Here is a 19,489-nt window from a genome sequence, read left to right as displayed (position 1 = left end):
TTACGCAATGTAGTTATCCTTTACTCTGGCGATTGCCTTGATGCGCTCCCGGTCCAGTGCTTGCCCCAGTTTCGCACCCTGGTAGCCCTGTTTAATCAACTCCTCGGCAGTTACTGCCGCTGCCCCATCTCGAGCGGCGCGCAAAAATTCCACCTGTGGATAATCTCGATTCTCCAGCCCCTCACGACCTCGGGCATCTGCCTCACAGGCGCGAAGAAAGTTTTCAAATCGCTCGGGACGTCGCAAGGCATCCAGACTGCGGATCATTTTCATAATGGTCTGTGGGCGCAATTCGAAGGCTCTGTGGCAGTGCAGGTGATATTCGCAGACCCCGACAGCTAGTGCAGTCAGATCTTTTGGGGTACGCCAGCGCTCACAGACGGCCTTTACAAGAGGTACGCCTGCGGCCTCGTGGCCGTGGTGGCTGGGGAGAATCTCCTCGGGAGTCAGTCCTTTGCCCAGGTCGTGTAGCAGTACTGCAAAACGCAAGGGGAGCTCTGCCGGTGCGGCGCGCAGGGCTAGTAGTACGTGTTCTCCAGTGTCCACTTCGGGGTGGTGTTTGGGCGGTTGGGGAACACCAAACAAATTCTCTAATTCTGGTAACAGTACCGAGAGGGCACCGCAGTCTCGCAGTACTCGAATAAATATATCGGGGTCTGGCTCGGTAAGCGCCCGGCTTACCTCTTTCCAGACCCTCTCGGCCACCAGATATTCCACTTCACCCGCTTCTACCATCTGGCGCATGAGTATCATGGTCTCAGGGGCAACGCTAAAGCCAAGGTGATGGTAGCGGGCGGCAAAGCGGGCCACTCGCAGTATTCTTAGGGGGTCTTCGGCAAATGCAGGAGAAACATGGCGCAAAAGCCGTGCCTCCAGATCTTTCTGCCCGCCGTAGGGGTCTATTAGCTTGCCGTCGATGTCTTCTGCAATGGCATTAATAGTGAGGTCTCGCCGCAGGAGATCCTCTTCCAGAGTGATATTGGCATCGGCGTTAACGGTAAAACCGCCATAGCCGTGGCCGCTCTTTCTTTCGGTGCGAGCGAGCGCGTATTCTTCATCGGTCTCAGGGTGTAGGAATACTGGAAAATCTTTGCCGACTGGGCTGTATCCGAGGTCCTGCATTCTATCTGCATCTGCCCCAACCACTACCCAGTCACGCTCGGTGACTGGGCGATTCAAAAGACTGTCGCGCACTGCGCCGCCAACAAGGTAGATCTTCAAAGCATTTGCTCCAGAGCTGGAGGGACCAGTGATCTGATAGGTGATTGTACTGCCATAAGTCCATTTGTTCCGGCGTTGTTCCAGGTTTGTCTGCTGGACGGAGGATGAGCGGTAGGAGTGTAAGAAGCTTCGGCAAGATAAAAAAAAGGCCCCGAAAAAACAAGGGGGCCCAGGGTCTTAGGGTATTCGCTTAGCAAACATTTCTTTGCCAACTGTGGGGGCTCTGACTTAACGGCCACACCACTGGAAAGGATCCCGTGACAAGTCCCAAGTCACGAATCTAGTGTCATTCTAAGAAACCTGTCTTACCTGTCAACTATATCTATTAGTATTTTTTGAGGGGGTTGTTCCGCTGTTCGTTAATAAATTACATGGACCGAATTTCGGGCTGGGTTTGCAGCATTAAACAGCATAATTTATAGGGGCGGTTCAGCTGGGCAGGATAATTTCACGTGTAACTCTGTGGGGCAGAGGATACTTTCGGGAAGTTGACTGTTCTTCTTTTTAATCGCAGTTGTTGGGGAGAATAAAGATGAGCGAATTACATGTGCTAACCACCGGGGAAGCAGCCAGGTACTGCGGTGTTAACTTCCGAACGGTGATTCGCTGGATTGAGCGTGGCCAGCTCAAGGCATACAAACTTCCAGGGCGTGGTGACCACCGTATCTGTGTTGAGGATTTCGTGGGCTTCCTGCGGGACAACTCAATGCCAGTTCCGAACGACCTGGCAGTTCCCAGTCGAAAAGTGCTTTTGTTAACGACTGATCCTGAGCTGACTTCAGGTGGACGCCAGGCACTTCAGCAGATGGGGTGTGAAGTTGAAGTAGCTAGTGATAGTTTTTCCGCCGGTATCTTGATGGCGAGTGCCAAGCCGGCGTTGTTAGTGGTTGACACTGGGTTGCTTGGGGAGAGTGGGTTTCAGGTGCTGGACTACCTCAGATCCCGCAGTGAGTATTCAAATTTGAGCATTCTGGTTGTGCCTTCTGATGACGATGGCGAGAAAGCCCGTTGGCTGGATGCTGGAGCTGATGCTCTTTTAACTCACCGTTCTGAGCACGGTGAACTTTCTGCAAAGGCCAAGCTTTTGTTGGAAGCTGATGCCTAAGTAGCGCGATTCGCTAGTGGGTATTATTTCCCCATTCTGTGCGGGGCTGGTATTTCAACAGTTCCCGCGCTGAAACCTAAATGGGTTTTGGTATTAACATAGACTCTTCTTCACCCTCCGGTCGGTCCCGACCTTGCTCCGGGCAGTGACAACTGGCCGTTATTTGATCCCCGTTCAAACTATTCAGGTGAACATCGAAGCCCCATAGCCGGTGAAGATGCCTTAATACCTCTGCTGTATCTTTACCAAGAGGGCGACGGCGGTGCTGTGTGTGGTGCAGGGTCAGTGAACGGTCACCACGGGTATCTACTGAATATACCTGGATGTTCGGTTCCCGATTGCCCAGGTTGTACTGTCCCGCAAGGTTCTCTCTTAACTGGCGATAACCGCTCTCATCGTGAATTGCGCTGACAATGATATCGTTCTCTTTATCGTTGTCGCTGATACAAAATAGTTTCATGTCTCGCATAACCTTGGGAGACAGGAATTGTAAAATAAAACTTTCATCTTTGAAGTCGCGCATGGCGAATTGAAGGGTTTCACGCCAATTACTTCCAGCAATGTCTGGGAACCAGCGGCGATCCTCTTCAGTGGGGCTTTCACAGATACGCCGTAAGTCAGTAAAAATACTGAAGCCTAGGGTATAGGGATTGATACCGCTGTAGTGAGGGCTGTCAAAAGAGGGTTGGTAGATAACATTGGTGTGGCTTTGAAGAAACTCCATCATAAAGCCTTCAGTCACCCGCCCGCGCTTGTACAGCTCGGTTAAGAGAGTGTAATGCCAGAAGGTAGCCCAGCCCTCATTCATTACTTGGGTTTGCCGCTGTGGATAAAAATATTGGGCCAGCTTACGTACAATACGCACTAGCTCCCGTTGCCAGTTTTCCAGGAGAGGGGCATTTTTCTCAACAAAGTACAGGATATTCTCCTGAGGCTCTTCGGGGAAACGTTTCTCCTTTGCCTCCTCTATACCGTCACCGAGTTTTGGGATGGTCCTCCATAAATCATTGAGCTGCCTCTGGCGGTATTCTTCTCGCTCTTGCTGTTGGCGTTCTTCTTCAATAGCCGAGATTGGGTAAGGGCGTTTATAGCGATCTACACCGTAGTTCATTAGGGCATGACAGGAGTCGAGAATGGCCTCGACTTCATCAAGCCCGTAGCGCTCTTCACAGCGGGAAATATAATTTTTGGCAAAGATCAGATAGTCAATAATACTGCTGGCATCTGTCCAGGAGCGAAACAGGTAATTCCCTTTAAAGAAAGAATTGTGCCCATAGGAGGCGTGAGCAATCACCAAAGCCTGCATTGTCATGGTATTTTCTTCCATGAGGTAAGCGATGCAGGGATTAGAATTAATGACTATTTCATAAGCCAGCCCCATCAATCCGCGCTGGTAATTATTTTCCACGCTGATAAATTGCTTGCCAAAAGACCAGTGGTGATAACCCACTGGCATTCCTACCGAGGAGTAGGCATCCATCATCTGCTCTGAGCAGATAACTTCAATCTGATTTGGGTAGGTATCTAACCCAAACTCTTCTGCCAGTGCGCCGATGGCGCGATCATATTCCTGAATTAATTCAAAAGTCCATTCTGAGCTTGTTGATATGGGCTGACGCGACTCAGATTCAGATGCTTCAGCGCCACTGGCAAATTTGTCGAGCATCAGGCAGTCACCTTTTGGCGGAACAGTTGTCGGAACACCGGATAAATATCCTGTACATCGACAATCTGCTCCATAGCAAAGTGATCGGGGAATAAAGTGCGGACACTTTCATACTCTTCCCACAGGGCCTGGTGATCTCTGGGAGTAATTTCCACATAAGAGTAATACTGCACATGGGGCATAATATCGTCGATAAGGATTCGGTGGCAGGTACTGGAGTCGTCGTTCCAGTTATCACCATCTGAGGCCTGGGCTCCATAGATATTCCATTCGCTGGCGGGGTAGCGATCTCTTATAATACGTCGCATTAATTTGAGCGCGCTTGAGACAATGGTGCCGCCAGTTTCCCGTGAATAGAAAAACTCCTCTTCATCAACTTCTTTAGCGCTAGTGTGGTGTCGAATAAATACGACTTCTGTATATTCATAACTGCGCTGTAGGAACAAATATAAAAGTAAGAAGAAGCGTTTGGCCATATCCTTTGTGGCTTGGTTCATCGAGCCGGATACATCCATCAGGCAAAACATCACCGCCCTAGATCGAGGTTTTGGTTGTCGAATCAGCAGGTTATATTTCAGGTCGAAATCATCGAGAAAAGGGACTCGATTGATACGGCTGCGAAGTTCGGCGATTTGGTTTTTAAGAGCCTCAATTTTGCGCTGATCTCGCAGAGCAGTATCTTTGTTTTCTTCCTGGGATAGGTCTTCCTCTAAATTGCGCAGGTTTCTTCGCTTATTACTGGTCAAGGCGATGCGTCTTGCATGGGCAGCCCTGAGTGAGCGGATCACATTGAGACGACCTGGAGTTCCTTCATTACTAATTCCGGCACGTACTATTTGAAAAGACTCATTGCCGGCCAGGCGTTGCTTGATCATATTGGGCAGCTGGAGCCCCTCAAACATAAAGTCCAGAAACTCTTCCTGTGATATCTGGAAGACAAATTCATCAACCCCTTCCCCACTATCACTGGCACCACCACCATTTCCATCACCGCCTCGCTGACCTTGACGAGGGATACGATCACCAGCAGTAAATTGCTTGTTTCCGGGTAAAACTCGCTCTACGTGCCCACCGCTACCGTGAGAAAATAAGGGTTCGCTGATATCCCGAGTAGGGATACTGATTTGCTCTCCCTTATCCATGTCCATAATAGAGCGGCTATTCATGGCGTCGCCGACAGCTTTCTTAATGTGAGCCTTATAGCGCCTTAAGAATCGCTGCCGATTAACGGTACTCTTTTTCTTTCCATTCAAGCGGCGGTCGATGATATAGCTCATATTTCTGCCTTTGTTCTGAATAAAGCTCACAGGCATCCATCGCCATAAATCTATTCAGAATATTTCCTGCTGAATCCACCAAACACAATTATTGGTATCTTCACTATAGCGAGCCATTGAGAGTTCCGATGAGATGCTGTGAAATCGTTCAAGTGCTCACTAAAAGTTAATGATCTAATCAGTATCCGGGTTTGGCTTCCTCGTGTTTTTCCAGTGACCTTAATGAAGGAAAACCTTACTATTGAGATTTTCTCACGCGTAGATACCATTCGGATAACAATCTAACCTGCTTCTCGGTATAGCCGCGTTCAACCATACGCGCAACGAAGTCTGCATGCTTGCGTTTATCATCTGCTGACGCCTTGGTATTAAAGGATATAACTGGCAGAAGATCTTCCGTATTGGAGAACATTTTTTTCTCGATAACGGCACGTAATTTTTCGTAAGATCTCCAGTCGGGATTTTTTCCCTGATTGTTAGCCCTGGCGCGGAGTACAAAATTGACTATTTCATTGCGGAAATCTTTCGGATTGGAAATTCCTGCAGGTTTTTCTGTTTTTTCAAGCTCTTCATTAAGGGCGCCGCGATCCAGTATTTCACCGGTTTCTGGGTCGCGATACTCCTGGTCCTGTATCCAAAAATCAGCGTAAGTGACATAGCGATCAAACAAGTTTTGGCCGTATTCAGCGTAGGATTCCAGGTAAGCTGTTTGGATTTCCTTACCGATAAATTCTACGTATCTTGGAGCTAAATATTCCTTGATAAACCCGAGGTAAGTCTCTTGCACTTCTGGTGGAAATTGCTCCTGCTCTATTTGCTGTTCCAGAACATAGAGTAGGTGGACTGGATTTGCCGCCACCTCAGTAGCATCGAAATTGAAAACTTTTGAGAGGATCTTAAAGGAGAAACGGGTGGATAGTCCGTTCATGCCTTCATCTACCCCTGCATTATCTCTGTATTCCTGAATGGTTTTTGCTTTGGGGTCGGTATCCTTTAGGTTTTCACCGTCATAGATACGCATCTTTGAATAAAGGCTGGAGTTCTCAGGGTTTTTAACTCTCGACAATACAGAGAATTGCGCCAACATCCGCAGGGTGTCTGGTGCACAGGGCGCTTTTGACAAGGAGCTATTTTCTAGCAGTTTCTGATAGATTCGTATTTCTTCCTGCACTCTTACACAGTAGGGCACCTTGACGATATAAATACGATCTAGGAAAGCCTCATTGTTGCGATTATTGCGGAAGGATTGCCATTCTGATTCATTGGAATGAGCGAGGATTGTACCGTTGAACGGAATTGACCCCAATCCCTCTGTACTGTTGTAATTTCCTTCTTGTGTTGCAGTTAGTAGGGGGTGAAGCACCTTGATAGGCGCTTTGAACATCTCGACAAACTCCATCAGTCCCTGGTTGGCCCTGCATAAACTACCAGAAAAGCTATAGGCGTCAGGGTCATTCTGGGGGAAATCCTCAAGCTTACGAATGTCGATCTTGCCAACTAGTGATGAAATATCCTGGTTATTTTCATCACCGGGTTCTGTTTTTGAGATAGCAACTTGATCGAGAATAGAAGGACGAATTTTTACGACACGGAATTTACTGATGTCCCCTTTAAATTCATGCAATCGCTTAACAGACCAGGGAGACATAATAGTGTTAACGTATCGACGTGCAATTCCGTAGTCCTCTTCAAGGATGCGGCCGTCCTCAGTAGGAGAGAAAAGGCTCAAGGGAGATTCAAATACTGGAGATCCCTTAATTGCATAGATGGGCACCTGCTCCATCAAGGCTTTTAGCCGCTCTGCAAGGGATGACTTTCCGCCACCAACAGGACCTAGCAAGTACAGGATTTGCTTCTTCTCTTCCAGACCCTGTGCGGCATGTCGGAAGAAAGAGACAATTTGCTCTATGGCTTCCTCCATACCATAGAATTCACTGAAGGCCTTGTATCGCTTAATAACCTTATTACAGAAAATACGTGACAGGCGCGGGTCCCGTGAGGTGTCTACCAGTTCGGCCTCGCCAATGGCCATCAGCATCCTCTCAGCTGGTGACGCATAGGCACTGCGGTCTGTCTTACACAGCTCCAGGTATTCCTGAATACTGAGTTCCTCGTCCTGGATAGATTCGTATCTTTCCAAGTAGTGATTGAAAATTGTCATGGTGTCTACCTCCCTGTAGCCTACTGGAATTAGCTCAGTTCCCTGCTTTGGTTAGGATGTCGTACGCCCTTGGCTTCTCTTGCCCAAATGGGACGAGCGATGTATGAGCTGTAAAGTCCAGATCGTGTTTGGGATACGCTTGGCGTGAAGCACTATCGTTATTGCCGTTGTGAACCTTGTTCTTTGCTGGAGTAAGTGTTGAATGCTCTCCAGCTTTTCCAGCATAGCTTTCCCTTTGAATGAGACAGTGGAATGTCACTTATATAGGTTGAATTGAGCGGCTGTTTTACGCTTTACTACAGCCCATATTGGGTGTTAGAGAAATATTGAGGAACATAAATGGCGATTTTGGTGACTGGAGGTGCCGGATATATTGGCAGTCATACCTGTATCGAGTTGCTTGCTGCCGGCTTAGAGCCTGTAGTTGTGGATAACCTATCGAATAGCAGTGAGGAAGCCCTACGGAGGGTCGAGTTAATTGCTGGCAAAGATATCCCTTTTCACCATCTGGATATTAGTGATAAGGAAGGTTTACGCAAAGTATTCTCTGATCATAAGATTGACGCCGTAATTCACTTCGCGGGGTTGAAAGCAGTTGGTGAATCTGTTGCGCAGCCTCTGCGCTATTACCAGAATAATGTAGCTGGGACCTTAACTTTATGTGAGGTGATGGAGGAGTTTGGGGTTCACCGCCTGATCTTCAGTTCGTCGGCAACGGTCTATGGTGATCCTGAAACAGTACCAATTAAAGAAGATTTTCCTACTGGCGCAACCAACCCCTATGGCTCAAGTAAGTTGATTGTGGAAAACATGTTGCGAGATCTTTGTACTGCGCCGAACAGCCAGTGGAAAGTGAGCTTGTTGCGTTACTTCAATCCGATTGGGGCCCATGAAAGTGGGACTATTGGTGAAGATCCCAGTGGTATCCCCAATAACTTACTACCCTATGTTTCCCAAGTGGCAGTAGGTAGATTGGAGCAGCTACAGGTTTTTGGTGGTGATTATGATACCGTCGATGGTACTGGAGTTCGAGATTATATACATGTAGTTGATCTGGCTCGCGGACACTTGGCGGCGCTAAACTTAATTTGTAAAGAAGAAATTTCTGAGGGTTGTTATACCCATAATCTGGGGACGGGACAGGGCAGTTCTGTTTTACAAGTCGTTCGTGCTTTCGAGAGTGTCAGCGGGAAGGAAATTCCCTATAACATTGCTCCGCGGAGACCCGGAGATATTGCAGAGTGTTACGCAGATCCAGAGCTGGCTGAAACAGAGCTGGGGTGGAAAGCTGAGTATGATTTAGTACGTATGGTGAAAGATACCTGGCGTTGGCAGTATAAAAATCCTAAAGGGTACAGTGCAGATTAGGCAAAATTAAGTTAAGGAAATTTGATCCTATTTTTTGCCTCACAGAGGATTAGGTTTTTCTATCAACCTGATAATGCTCATTGCTTGCGCAGCTCCATGCGGATATTGCAGGCAATGAGTTTCTTTCATGTTCTAAATAAAATTATATCAACAGTACCTGTGTTAAGAGGCCATTAAGCTACCGATAGATACAATCCTGTTGATTGACTTGAACGTTTCTGATTAGTGAAGAATAAGAATTATTTGTCTGTCTGATTGTATGTGTAACTCTCTATTGATAGTTATCAATATATGGAAGCATTTATTACTTCAATTTTTGTTTATTTTTCTCAATCTAAAAGGAGTTAAGATTGAAATATATTCAGTTTTTACTGTTAGTTTTAACTGGTTTTTCAGCTTTAGCTGAAGATATATCTGAGGTGGATATCGCGATTGAGAAGCAGGGCGATAAGCTCTGGAAGCTTACCTATCAAATGGATAGGCCGGCAAGCCGGATTAGCTTTGTACGTAACCCGGATGCCTCTCGTATAAAACGCTGGAAGCCTGTGTCACCAGAATTTGAAATAGTTTCTATGGAAGGTGAAGAGTTTCTGGTTAGAAAAGATAGAAGTTCATTCGAACACATTGAAATTTTTTTGACGTCTAGCTATATATCTCTTCCTAAAGACTATGCACCTTTCTCCCCCTATTCAGATGGTGGAAGTCTGATATACACAGGCCGCTTTTTTGCTTGTATTGACAACTGTTATGATAAAGCAAAAGTCTGGCGAGTAACTATGCGGGTTCCCCCAGGTGAGCATATGATTATTAACGGGAAGATAAATGATCGAACAGCCAGCTGGATTGATCGTGATAATGGAATGAAGGTCTATGTTGGAACTCAAGAACCCATAAATACAGCTAGTGTTGTGGCTGTTGTTGATAGAGGTTTGCCAGAAAAATTGAGATTGTCTTTAGAATCAGATATTCCCAGGTTAATGAGTTATTTTGAGCAAAGGCTTGGGGCACTAAGTGGAACAAAGCCTGCTTTGTATGCATCATATGCGAATGTCGATGATAACTCTTGGCAGGGGGGGACCTTGCCACATCAGGTTTTTATGCATTGGAATATGAATGAACTTGATGGGAAATTTTCCGACTCTAACTTTATTAATGAAACCATTTGGTTTTTTGCTCATGAGGTCGCACATTTATACCAGCAGGGTAGTGAAACAGGGTTGTATGGTGGTGCAAATGAATCGTGGTTACATGAAGGGAATGCGGATTGGTTAGCAGCGCTGGCTTTATTAGATTTGTATCCCGAGTCATCAAAATATGTCTCTAATAAAATTAAGGCTTTTAAGGAAAGTTGCACAAAAGGTGTAAAAGAGATTCCTTTGGTTGAGGCCGCTAACCGGGGCAGGTTTGATCTGTATTATAGCTGTGGCCTGCTCATACATCGGGCAATTGACCTGTTTCTGCAAAGTGAAAATTCTGATTCGTCAAATATTTTTTCGATATGGAGCAGTTTTCGTCAAGAGGTCGAGGGCGGCGGAGAAAAAGGTGCTGATACTTTCTTGATGCTTCTCAGCCAGAGGGAAGGGGCAGCAGAACTTGTTAACTCTATTGAACTTTTACTTGGTGGGAAACAGTCGAGTGCAAGAGTTGCTTTGGATCAATTAACTCATGGCTTATAAGGCGATTCAAGCTAGGTAAACTGACAATTGCACTCTCAGGTGATAACTGTCAGTTTATTTTCTTAGATTCGGTCGGTTTAAATTCTTCTTTTAGGCTTCAGGGCGAAGTAATTTTTATAAGCTGCAGTCTGTGCAAAAAAATTCTTCATCACTTAATCGCATTGCAGTCAGATATCCTCCCCAAACACAACCTGTGTCTAGGGCATAGATATTCTCAGTATCTGCACGGCCTTCCAGGGCAGCCCAATGCCCAAAAATAATCTTGTCATTTCTGGTTTTTCGATTGGGAAAGCTAAACCATGGCTGGTATTCACCGTGAGAGGCCTGGACCCCCTTTTTATTGATTAGATCCAGAGTGCCATCAGCCTTACAAAATCGCATTCTTGTGAAGTAATTGGTAATGGACCGCAGGCGTTCGATGCCGATCAAATGATCATCCCAACAGTGTGGCTCATTACCGTACATGCCATAAAAAAATGCCTTTGCCATAGCTTCGTCGGCGAGGGCCTTATGCACTTCAGTGGCGAGCTTTTGCGCTTTAGTAACGCTCCAAATGGGGGGGATACCCGCATGCACCATGGTGTACCCCTTCTTATGTACGAGAAGAGGTAGGCTTTGTAGCCACTCCAGTAACTTATCAGAATCTTTTGCTTTTAAAACCTTGGCAAGGTCGTGTTCTTTTTCAGACAGAGATTTAGCGCCATGGGCGATCGCCAGTAAATGGAGATCATGGTTGCCCAACACTGCTGTAACCTGCTGGCGGTGCTCATAGAGATAGCGAAGGGTGCTTAGGCTATCCTCACCCCGGTGAACCAAGTCTCCGGCAAGCCAGAGTTTGTCACGGTCAGCACTAAACTTGATTTTCTTGAGAAGGCTTTGAAAAGCTGCAAAGCATCCTTGAATATCTCCGATGGCGTAAGTTGCCAAGATTTCCCCCAAAAATATGAAAAATAATTATTGTTGTTGCAAGTTTGTACAGTAGTCGGCCAGCTTAACAAAGTCCTCGACGCTTAAGGTTTCTGGTCGGCGGCCGGCATCAATGGGTAGCAGCTCGGGGTCGAGATCCGGGAATAGGGGTTTTAAAGCATTGCGTAGGGTCTTACGGCGCTGCTGGAAGGCTATATTGACGATTCTTTCCAATAATCCTTCATCTTTTGCGGTAAATGGCAGAGTACTGTAGGGAACCAATCTCACGATGGCAGAATCCACCTTAGGGGCGGGCCGGAAAGACTGCGGGGGTACAGGGAACAGGCCCTGTACGCGACAGTAATATTGAACCATCACGCTAAGTCGCCCATAAGATTTAGTCGAAGGCGTAGCGCTGAGCCGATCTACCACCTCTTTCTGCAGCATAAAATGCATATCCTGGACTTGCCCGCGAAAACTGAGCAGATGGAACAGTAGCGGTGTGGATATGTTATATGGAAGGTTACCGACGATGCGTAGCTGCTTATCTCCAGCAAAGGTGCCAAAGTCAAATTTTAATGCGTCCTTTTCAATAATGCTAAATTCCGGGAATTCCCTGAATTTAAATTCCAGCATCGGAATCAGGTCGCGATCCAGTTCGACAGCGGTTAGAGATGGGCACCGTTTTAGTAGTAATTCTGTAATTGCCCCTTGACCCGGGCCAATTTCCACTAGCGTATCTGATTCTTTAGGGCCTACCGCACGAACAATGCGCTCGATAATATTTTCATCGACGAGAAAGTTTTGTCCAAAGCGTTTGCGGGCTTTGTGTTGAAAGAAGTTATCCATTGATATATCTGTAACCTGGATGATTAATTTTGCGGTTAAGCCTTGGGGTGCTGGTGAGCATTTCAGTTGGATACCCTTTAGGGCCTTTCACTGCGCTCACGTGGTGAGGGCATGGTCCACTCTTTCTCCAAGCAAGTTTTAGGCACTGGTTAGGAACTGCGCAATTTAGCTATCGCCACAGCCTGAGACAGTGCGGCTTTGAGACTGCCACAGTCTGCAATGCCTGTGCCCGCGATATTGAGAGCTGTGCCGTGGTCTACTGAAGTGCGGATAAAGGGTAGCCCCAAAGTGATATTGACGGCGTGGCCAAAACCCTTGAATTTTAACACTGGAAGCCCCTGATCGTGATACATAGCTAAAACGGCGTCACATTCCGACAAATGCGGCGGGGTAAAAAGAGTGTCTGCGGGAAGTGGACCTTTCAGTGATATACCTTGGTGGCGCAAGTGTTCGAGTGTGGGTTCAATTATTTCTATTTCCTCATGGCCTAAGTGTCCCCCCTCTCCAGCATGGGGGTTGAGGCCGCAAACGCTAATACGAGGATTGGAGATGCAGAAATGTTCCCGCAAACTGGCGTCGAGGATGGTAATAATCTGCTCTAGAAGCGGGGGGGTGATAGCAGCGCTCACCTCTTTGAGGGGCAAGTGAGTTGTCACTAGAGCAACCCGAAGGTCCTCTGCTGCTAGCATCATAACGACACGCTCGACACCGGCTTTTTCAGCAAAGAACTCTGTATGGCCGCTAAATGGAGTGCCGGCATCATTGATAATGCCCTTGTGCACGGGCCCTGTAACCACGGCATCAAACTGGCCGGCCAGGCAACCCTCTGCCGCAACTGAAAGAGTTTCCAATACATAGGGTGCATTGATTGCATTCAATAGACCGGGTTTAGCAGGCTCGGCTATGGAGACCGGTAGTATGTAGAGAGCACCGGCAGGTGTCCCCTCTGTGCCTGCTGTGGACAGAGGAAGGAGCTGAAGAGGCAACCCCAATGCTGCAGCGGTCTCTGTCAGTAGCTGGGGATCAGCAATTGCGACAATCTGTGCTGGAGAACTCTCTTGTGCAATCTTCACAGCGAGCTCAGGGCCAATACCTGCAGGTTCTCCGGGGGTGAAGGCAATTTTAGGAGCCATTGCTATATAACTTTCCTGTAGCTACAAAAAAAAACCGGGCACAGGGCCCGGTTTTTCCCGCTGAAAAAGCGGCTTACTATTGGTTTCCTGAGTCCTCGGTGGTCTCAGAGTCCGGCAATTTGATCTCAACATATGCCTGGTCGCGAATCTCACGGCGCCAGTTTTGCAGTTCCTCTTCATAGCGGCGGTTGCGCAGCAAATTGGCTGCCTGATTGCGGATATATTTGTCGGTCATATCCTGTTTGCGCCGATCTTCAACCTGCAGGATATGCCAGCCGAACTGGCTGCGGAAAGGCAGGCTAATGCTGCCAATCTCAGTTGCATCCATAGCCTGGGTAAACTCCGGTACAAACTGCCCAGGCATAGACCAGCCAAGATCGCCACCAGATAGCATAGAGCCTATGTCCTCTGAGTTCTCGCGCGCGAGCTCGCTAAAGTTATCGCTGGCCATGGCCTCTTCACGCAGCTCAATCAGCTTATTGTAAGCTTGGTCATCGGTAAGAATAGCGGACGGCTTAAGCAGGATATGGCGAACTTTTGTCTGTTCCACCAACTGCTCGCTGGCGCCTTTCTGCGCGTGAATCTTTAATAGGTGAAAGCCGGCATCGCTGCGGAAAGGCTCGGTAACATCACCGGCTTTTAAGCCGGTGAGGGCATCGGCAAAAAGAGTGGGAAGCTCGACGGTCTTGCGCCAACCCAGGTCACCACCGGAGAGGGCATTCTGGCCGGCAGAGTTTGCGATTGCCAGGCGGCGGAAGTCAGCGCCGTCTTTGGCCTGTTGAGCTAGGTCTTCAGCCTTCTCCCGTGCCTGGGTAACTTCGCTGGTGGGAGCACTGGAACTCACGGGGATCAGGATATGGCCCAGTTCAAATTGAGGGGACTTCCAAAACTCCCCCTCCTTGGAGCGCAGGAAGTTATCGATATCTTGGTCGGTAATCTGGATCCGGCGGTTAACGCTGCCTTGCTCGACCCGGCGAATCATCAGCTCCTGGCGAATTTGCTGACGAAAGCTCTTCATGCTCATTCCGTCAGCGAGCAGGCGTTGGCGGAATGTTTCGGGGCTGACACCAGCATTTTGCTGGACGCGGGCGATAGCTTGGTCCAGTTCCGATTCAGAGACGGTGACCCCTGCGCGAGAGGCCATTTGCAGTTGCAAACGCTCGATAATCAGTTGTTCGAGGACCTGACGGCGCAAAACGTCCACGGGAGGGGCCTGCACCTGTTGCGCTTGGATTTGGCTGGCGATGGTATTCATGCGCTGGGCCAATTCACTGGCCATTACAACATCGTCGTCAACAACAGCGACTACCCGGTCAAGGTTTCTGACTTGTGCGGTGGCAGCGGCGGCGATCAGAGCGCCAGCTGCCAGTACGGGTGCCAGGCCTAGTTTCGGTATGAACTTCTTAATTATTCTCATCACTGTTTCAGCTCTTCTCTCTGATCAAAGTTGGCAATCCCCTGGGTCAGCATTTCTGTCACGGTTGAACCAAAGCCTGCTAGTCCTTTGAGCTCGACTTCAAGATAGATACCCTCGTCGTACTCAAGGTCTTCAGCAGATACAACCCCTGCGAGATCATTGTCCAGTGTGCGTCGCCACACCAGTCGGGTACGGTAGCAGCAGTCGTCATATTCGATACCTGCCAGGTATTCCAGTTCCCGATTTAAAGTAAGATCATAGCTGGCACCAGCCATGAGTGAGGTATGAGTACCAAGTGGGAGGACAGTTGAGGCGTTTAGTTGGCTCACGGTTTCATCTTCATCTTCGTCCTCATCATCGTCATCCGTAGAGTCCGGGCGCTCGTAGTAATAGCTTAAGTTAAAGATGCGGTAGTCGTCGTCAAGATAGCGCAGGCTGAAATTACCGCGATTAATATTGTGCTCACTATCTTCATAGACCAGCTCAGTCCCCAAACGCAGGGATTCGAAAGGGCGACTCTCGATTCGTGCAGCCAGCTCTGACCGTTGGGTGTCCTCAATGTAAGAGTCACGGCCAATTTGCCGGTCACTGGAGTAATAGACTTGTCCAACACTGGCTGAGAAGAGGTCCCGGCCACTGACTGGATCTAGAAAGCGGGTTGTCAGGCCCAGGGCAAGTCTGTCTGCATCGTCGATCCGGTCATTTCCGGAAAAGCGGCTATCGCGGAATAGCTGATCGTAGCTAAAAGTGTAGAGTGATGTGTCGTATAACAAGTTGTTACTATCTGGGTCGATATCCTCGGCATCATCACTGATATCAAAGAAATCACTCTGATCGGCATTGCTACTAATCAGGGTAAACAACCGTGGCTCCAGAGTCTGGATAAAGTCGCGGTCGAATAGGCGGCTATCCCGCTCAAAATAGAGCCCAGTGTCCAGAATAAACTGGGCAGCAGCAGCATCCGGGTTGTCATTGGCATCCTCGGGTAGGAATAGATCACTGACACTGTATGCCAGGTAGCGCCCTGCTATTCCCGGCTTGAAATATCCCCAGAGCCACTCTTTATCCCAGTAGAACTCATAGTCGAGGCGCAATCGATCTGCGGTAATAAAGTCTCGTTTTTGAGTAGTGACGCTATCAGGATCGTCAGTATCTCTAATGTACCTGATGGTCTGCGTATCGCTGTGATCCCAACTGGTGACTTCGTTCTGCATGGTCAGCAGCCAATCATCCCAACGATAAGCTCCGTCAACATCAAAACGAGGGTACTGGGCAAACTCATCGAAGGCGTCGTTTTCGAGTATTTGGTAGTCCTGAATGCGTAGAGTCGCTTGCCAGTGCTCACTACGAAGTAGCCCTTGGAATTTTTGGTCGACTTGAGTTTCCGCATTGATATCAAGGTTGGCCGTGCTTAAATCACGGAAATAGTCCGGATCGCTGACCTTGGTGTAGTCGATATCGGTGCGCCAGACACTGCCGCTGTAGCCCCCTTGTTGTTCCAAACTGATCAGCCAGCGGTCATCACCTTTGTAGGGAAGAACCAGGTCCTCGGGGAAGCCCTCATCAATCAGGTCCTGGGCAAGGTCATTATTGCCGCCATCGTCATCGGGGAGGTCGGCCAGACGGATTTCAGTACTAAACATTTCTGCCAGGTGCCGGAACTCAACCTCTAACCCGGCTCCGCGATATTGTATGTAACGCGGGGAAATGGTGGCGTCCATCTGCGGGGCAATATTCCAGTAGTAGGGAATGGCGAGATCCCAGCCATTCTTGTCGCTGTTGCTGAGTGTTGGAAATAGGAAGCCGGACATGCGCGCATCGCCCACAGGAAAGCGGAAATACGGCAGGTATAAGACAGGTACGTCCAGAATCTTCAGGCGCACATCCCGTGCAGTACCCTGGCTTTCTACTTCATCAATATTGATTTCGCGGCCCGTGAGCTGCCAGAACTCACGTCCGGGCTCACAGCGGGTATATGTGCCCTCAGTCAGGGTTAGCTCACCACTGGTTTGACGTGCGACTAGCTCGGCGTCCCCATGAATAAAAGCATCGTGCACCACATAGGTAGCATCCTCAACAGAAGCCGCTTCGCTCTCGGTATGGACTTCGGCGGAGGAACCACGGATCAGCAAACCGGGCTCCCGAAGCTCAATCGCACCATCTAAAGTGGCGATATTTTCCGGGCGATTCAGTTTGACCTGGTCGGCGAAGAGCTGTCGGTAACCCTGGGTAATATGTACATTCCCGCTCAGCTCGGCTGAACCATCTTCCAACCACTGGGATTTCTCAGCAGTGGCCCTGAGCGGCGCCTCCCCTGGGGGCAGGTCGGAACCGGGATAGTTGCGCGGAGGAGCCACAAAGGCGCCAGAGCACACCGCCGGTAGATTGGCTAGCTCCTCTGGGGTTAGCTCAGAACGGGGTAACCAGTCCAAGTACAAATAGGGATTGTAGTCGGGGTCAGGATATGGCTCGCCCTGATTGGCTTGCGCCCACAGAGGCTGAGCAGCGATCAGGCCGAGAGCGATGGAGCGGGCTTGGGAGTTATTAGCAATCGCCAGAGCGAGGCGACGCCACCGGGAGACTTCAAGCATCAAACGATATGTTCCAGCTATCTTTTAGTGTTTCTTTATCGATGGATACGTGCGACAGCTTTCGAGCCGGGGCGCGCAAAATCATCGTCCGATTCTACTTGAATGTAGATGTGGTTAATAGCCGTACTGAAGTCGTAATGTTACAGCTAGAGGCTCAGCTTCGAAACGCAAATTACCTGGAACTCGTGTTCTGTTTTTAGCTGAGGCAAAGTAGGGGCTCCAATAAATAGTGATGGCGTCTCTGGACGCAGAGAGGCTCGGGGTTAAAATGCAGCTAGAAACAGTTGGAATATAAGATGAGCCTAAGATCGAGCAGTGAAGTTGAGCAAGGGTGCGAGATCGACTCCGATCCCAGACGCAATGCCTTGAGTGAGTGGGTTGGCGTTGCCCTGGGTATGGAGGCTCCGGCTGATTTATCGAGCCTGGCGGGAGATGCTGGATTTCGCCGTTATTTTCGCACTCTAACCGAGCCGTCACTGATAGCGGTAGATACTCCCCCCCAATTGACTAACCCCGCCCGCTTTGTGGCTCTGGCTGATTACTTGCGCCGCAATGGTATTCATACGCCGATGGTGGTTGCTGCAGACACCGCAGAGGGGTACCTGCTGCTGGAAGACTTGGGGGATACCCAGTTATATAGCGTGCTCAACAGCGACAGTGTTGAGGGACTCTACGCAGAGGTAATGAGTGAACTTTTATGCCTGCAGCAAATCCCTTTTGAGGAACAATTATTCCCAACTTATAGTGGGGAACTACTTCTTAAGGAAATGCAGGTTATGCCTGAGTGGCTGGTGCGAGAGCTACTTGGCTACCAGCTTTCAGAGCGGGAAGAAAAGCTGCTGGAGCAAACCTTTGAATTGTTGCTTAACAGTGCGGAGGAGCAGCCTCACACGATTGTTCACCGGGATTACCACAGTCGCAACCTGATGATCCGCGACGGGGAAAGGCCGGGGATTGTCGATTTTCAAGACGCAGTGTGGGGGCCCGCCACCTACGATCTGGTGTCTCTGCTCAAAGATTGCTATATCCGTTGGCCCCGCGAGCGGGTAGAGCGCTGGGTGCTGGCTTACATCGCGACCGCTGAAGCGGCGGGTGTTATGCAGCCTGTGGACCCACAACTTTATCTTCGTTGGTTCGACTGGATGGGGCTACAGCGTCATATTAAAGTGCTGGGTCTGTTCCCGCGCCTCAGTCTGCGTGATGGAAAGCAGGGATACTTGCAGCACCTGCCGCTGGTGATTCGCTATGTTTTGGAAACCGCTGAGCGCTACCCAGAGCTGGAGCCGTTTACTGATTGGTTCAGCGGCACCCTACTGCCGCAGATAGAGCCTTTGCCCTGGTACAGCGATTACCGCTGTGCCGGTGACTAGCCGAAGTAGGCCGTACGAAAACTGTACAGATTAATTTAATGAGCAAACCCAAAGAGAATTCCCCTTTGACTGCCATGGTATTGGCAGCAGGTTTTGGGCGCCGTATGCGCCCACTGACGGACCAAACTCCAAAGCCTCTGCTGCCGATTGCCGGCAAGCCCCTGATTGAATTTGCAATTGAGCGCTTGGCAGCTATTGGTGTGCAAAAGGTCGTGATTAACCTGGGCTACTTGGGACCCAAAATTCGTCAACAGCTCGGTTCTGGTTCTCGCTGGGGGGTGGATATTCACTACTCCGTCGAACATGAGGAGGAGCCACTGGAAACTGCCGGTGGGATTCTCAAGGCGCTGCCACTGATCGGCGATTCATCGTTTCTAGTGGTTAATGGTGATGTCTGGTGTGACTATGACCTGTCGCAATGGATCGAGAGGCCGCTGCCGGAGTCTTGCCCTGGGCGTCTTTTGATGGTCCCTAATCCTCCCCATAACCCCGATGGAGATTTTGGCATAGAAGGTGGCTTGCTGTCGGGTACAGCCAAGCCCCGCTATACCTTTGCGGGTATTAGCTGGCTGCGAGCTGAAACCCTCACTGAATACCCTAAGCGTCGCGAATGCTTTGGGCTTGGGGAAGTGTTCACCTTTAATGAGGATAAGCTACAAGCTGAACTCTATGAGGGGGACTGGTGCGATGTGGGAACCCCCGAGCGCCTGGAAAATTTAGATCGCCGACTGACTGGCGAAAGTTGAGTT

The 19,489-nt window shown here is 49.1% G+C and carries 14 protein-coding genes; 5 read left to right on the top strand and 9 right to left on the bottom strand.

Annotated elements, in window-relative coordinates:
* Positions 1–1,221, bottom strand: coding sequence for a multifunctional CCA addition/repair protein (locus tag ACJJIL_RS20160; protein WP_444940124.1), 1,221 nt, complete (start codon positions 1,219–1,221; stop codon positions 1–3).
* A gap of 532 nt (positions 1,222–1,753) precedes the next feature.
* Between ACJJIL_RS20160 and ACJJIL_RS20155 the strand changes: the two genes are divergently transcribed.
* On the top strand, positions 1,754–2,326 hold the full coding sequence (locus ACJJIL_RS20155) for a helix-turn-helix domain-containing protein (protein WP_413664235.1): 573 nt from the start codon (positions 1,754–1,756) through the stop codon (positions 2,324–2,326).
* A gap of 76 nt (positions 2,327–2,402) precedes the next feature.
* Here ACJJIL_RS20155 and ACJJIL_RS20150 read toward each other — a convergent pair whose 3' ends face one another.
* The 3 genes from ACJJIL_RS20150 to ACJJIL_RS20140 all read right to left on the bottom strand — a co-directional run bounded on the left by ACJJIL_RS20150 (position 2,403) and on the right by ACJJIL_RS20140 (position 7,430).
* Positions 2,403–3,992 (bottom strand): SpoVR family protein, encoded by a 1,590-nt coding sequence (locus tag ACJJIL_RS20150; RefSeq protein ID WP_444906518.1) that lies wholly within the window; start codon positions 3,990–3,992, stop codon positions 2,403–2,405.
* Positions 3,992–5,269 (bottom strand): YeaH/YhbH family protein, encoded by a 1,278-nt coding sequence (locus ACJJIL_RS20145; RefSeq protein ID WP_413664237.1) that lies wholly within the window; start codon positions 5,267–5,269, stop codon positions 3,992–3,994. Before ACJJIL_RS20145 ends, ACJJIL_RS20150 begins: the two co-directional genes overlap by 1 nt.
* Positions 5,270–5,507: 238 nt before the next feature.
* Entirely contained in the window at positions 5,508–7,430 is a 1,923-nt protein-coding gene (locus tag ACJJIL_RS20140; RefSeq protein WP_413664238.1) for a PrkA family serine protein kinase, read from the bottom strand.
* Positions 7,431–7,769: 339 nt separating this feature from the next.
* On the opposite strand from ACJJIL_RS20140, the gene galE reads away from it, so the two are divergent.
* Together galE and ACJJIL_RS20130 are read left to right on the top strand one after the other, a co-directional pair.
* On the top strand, positions 7,770–8,798 hold the full coding sequence (gene galE, locus ACJJIL_RS20135; RefSeq protein WP_445360609.1) for a UDP-glucose 4-epimerase GalE: 1,029 nt from the start codon (positions 7,770–7,772) through the stop codon (positions 8,796–8,798).
* Positions 8,799–9,148: 350 nt separating this feature from the next.
* Positions 9,149–10,474, top strand: a complete 1,326-nt coding sequence (locus ACJJIL_RS20130; protein WP_445360608.1) for a M1 aminopeptidase family protein — start codon at positions 9,149–9,151, stop codon at positions 10,472–10,474.
* A 114-nt stretch (positions 10,475–10,588) separates the two neighbouring features.
* Here ACJJIL_RS20130 and ACJJIL_RS20125 read toward each other — a convergent pair whose 3' ends face one another.
* The 5 genes from ACJJIL_RS20125 to ACJJIL_RS20105 form a co-directional block, all read right to left on the bottom strand.
* Positions 10,589–11,401: a symmetrical bis(5'-nucleosyl)-tetraphosphatase gene (locus ACJJIL_RS20125; protein ID WP_444940119.1), complete on the bottom strand. Its 813-nt coding sequence runs from the start codon at positions 11,399–11,401 to the stop codon at positions 10,589–10,591.
* A gap of 27 nt (positions 11,402–11,428) precedes the next feature.
* Positions 11,429–12,229 carry a 16S rRNA (adenine(1518)-N(6)/adenine(1519)-N(6))-dimethyltransferase RsmA gene (gene rsmA / locus ACJJIL_RS20120; RefSeq protein ID WP_445360607.1) on the bottom strand — a complete coding sequence of 267 codons (801 nt, stop codon included), beginning with the start codon at positions 12,227–12,229 and terminating at the stop codon, positions 11,429–11,431.
* 149 nt (positions 12,230–12,378) lie between these two features.
* Positions 12,379–13,362: a 4-hydroxythreonine-4-phosphate dehydrogenase PdxA gene (gene pdxA, locus ACJJIL_RS20115; RefSeq protein ID WP_445360606.1), complete on the bottom strand. Its 984-nt coding sequence runs from the start codon at positions 13,360–13,362 to the stop codon at positions 12,379–12,381.
* A 76-nt stretch (positions 13,363–13,438) separates the two neighbouring features.
* A complete protein-coding gene (locus ACJJIL_RS20110; protein WP_445362016.1) occupies positions 13,439–14,779 on the bottom strand; it encodes a peptidylprolyl isomerase in 1,341 nt (446 codons plus the stop codon).
* Entirely contained in the window at positions 14,779–17,370 is a 2,592-nt protein-coding gene (locus tag ACJJIL_RS20105) for an LPS-assembly protein LptD (protein WP_445360605.1), read from the bottom strand. Before ACJJIL_RS20105 ends, ACJJIL_RS20110 begins: the two co-directional genes overlap by 1 nt.
* Before the next feature lie 296 nt (positions 17,371–17,666).
* Here ACJJIL_RS20105 and ACJJIL_RS20100 point away from each other — a divergent pair, with 296 nt between their 5' ends.
* Complete coding sequence (locus ACJJIL_RS20100; protein ID WP_445360604.1) at positions 17,667–18,740, top strand: aminoglycoside phosphotransferase family protein; 1,074 nt, start codon at positions 17,667–17,669, stop codon at positions 18,738–18,740.
* 38 nt (positions 18,741–18,778) lie between these two features.
* The gene (locus ACJJIL_RS20095; protein WP_445360603.1) at positions 18,779–19,486 is read left to right on the top strand and encodes a nucleotidyltransferase family protein; all 708 of its coding nucleotides are present in this window, start codon (positions 18,779–18,781) and stop codon (positions 19,484–19,486) included.
* Positions 19,487–19,489 lie beyond the last annotated feature (3 nt).

Source organism: Microbulbifer maximicatervae (SeqCode) (genome assembly GCF_052468095.1).
This window is presented reverse-complemented; position numbering and strand designations above follow the sequence as displayed.

What these genes read in the sequence shown, in the direction of transcription:
- ACJJIL_RS20155 (WP_413664235.1), top strand. Translation starts at nt 1,754, where the DNA reads ATGAGCGAATTACATGTGCTAACCACCGGGGAAGCAGCCAGGTACTGC.
- ACJJIL_RS20150 (WP_444906518.1), bottom strand. Translation starts at nt 3,992, where the DNA reads ATGCTCGACAAATTTGCCAGTGGCGCTGAAGCATCTGAATCTGAGTCG.
- ACJJIL_RS20145 (WP_413664237.1), bottom strand. Translation starts at nt 5,269, where the DNA reads ATGAGCTATATCATCGACCGCCGCTTGAATGGAAAGAAAAAGAGTACC.
- ACJJIL_RS20140 (WP_413664238.1), bottom strand. Translation starts at nt 7,430, where the DNA reads ATGACAATTTTCAATCACTACTTGGAAAGATACGAATCTATCCAGGAC.
- galE (WP_445360609.1), top strand. Translation starts at nt 7,770, where the DNA reads ATGGCGATTTTGGTGACTGGAGGTGCCGGATATATTGGCAGTCATACC.
- rsmA (WP_445360607.1), bottom strand. Translation starts at nt 12,229, where the DNA reads ATGGATAACTTCTTTCAACACAAAGCCCGCAAACGCTTTGGACAAAAC.
- pdxA (WP_445360606.1), bottom strand. Translation starts at nt 13,362, where the DNA reads ATGGCTCCTAAAATTGCCTTCACCCCCGGAGAACCTGCAGGTATTGGC.
- ACJJIL_RS20110 (WP_445362016.1), bottom strand. Translation starts at nt 14,779, where the DNA reads ATGAGAATAATTAAGAAGTTCATACCGAAACTAGGCCTGGCACCCGTA.
- ACJJIL_RS20105 (WP_445360605.1), bottom strand. Translation starts at nt 17,370, where the DNA reads ATGCTTGAAGTCTCCCGGTGGCGTCGCCTCGCTCTGGCGATTGCTAAT.
- ACJJIL_RS20100 (WP_445360604.1), top strand. Translation starts at nt 17,667, where the DNA reads ATGAGCCTAAGATCGAGCAGTGAAGTTGAGCAAGGGTGCGAGATCGAC.
- ACJJIL_RS20095 (WP_445360603.1), top strand. Translation starts at nt 18,779, where the DNA reads ATGAGCAAACCCAAAGAGAATTCCCCTTTGACTGCCATGGTATTGGCA.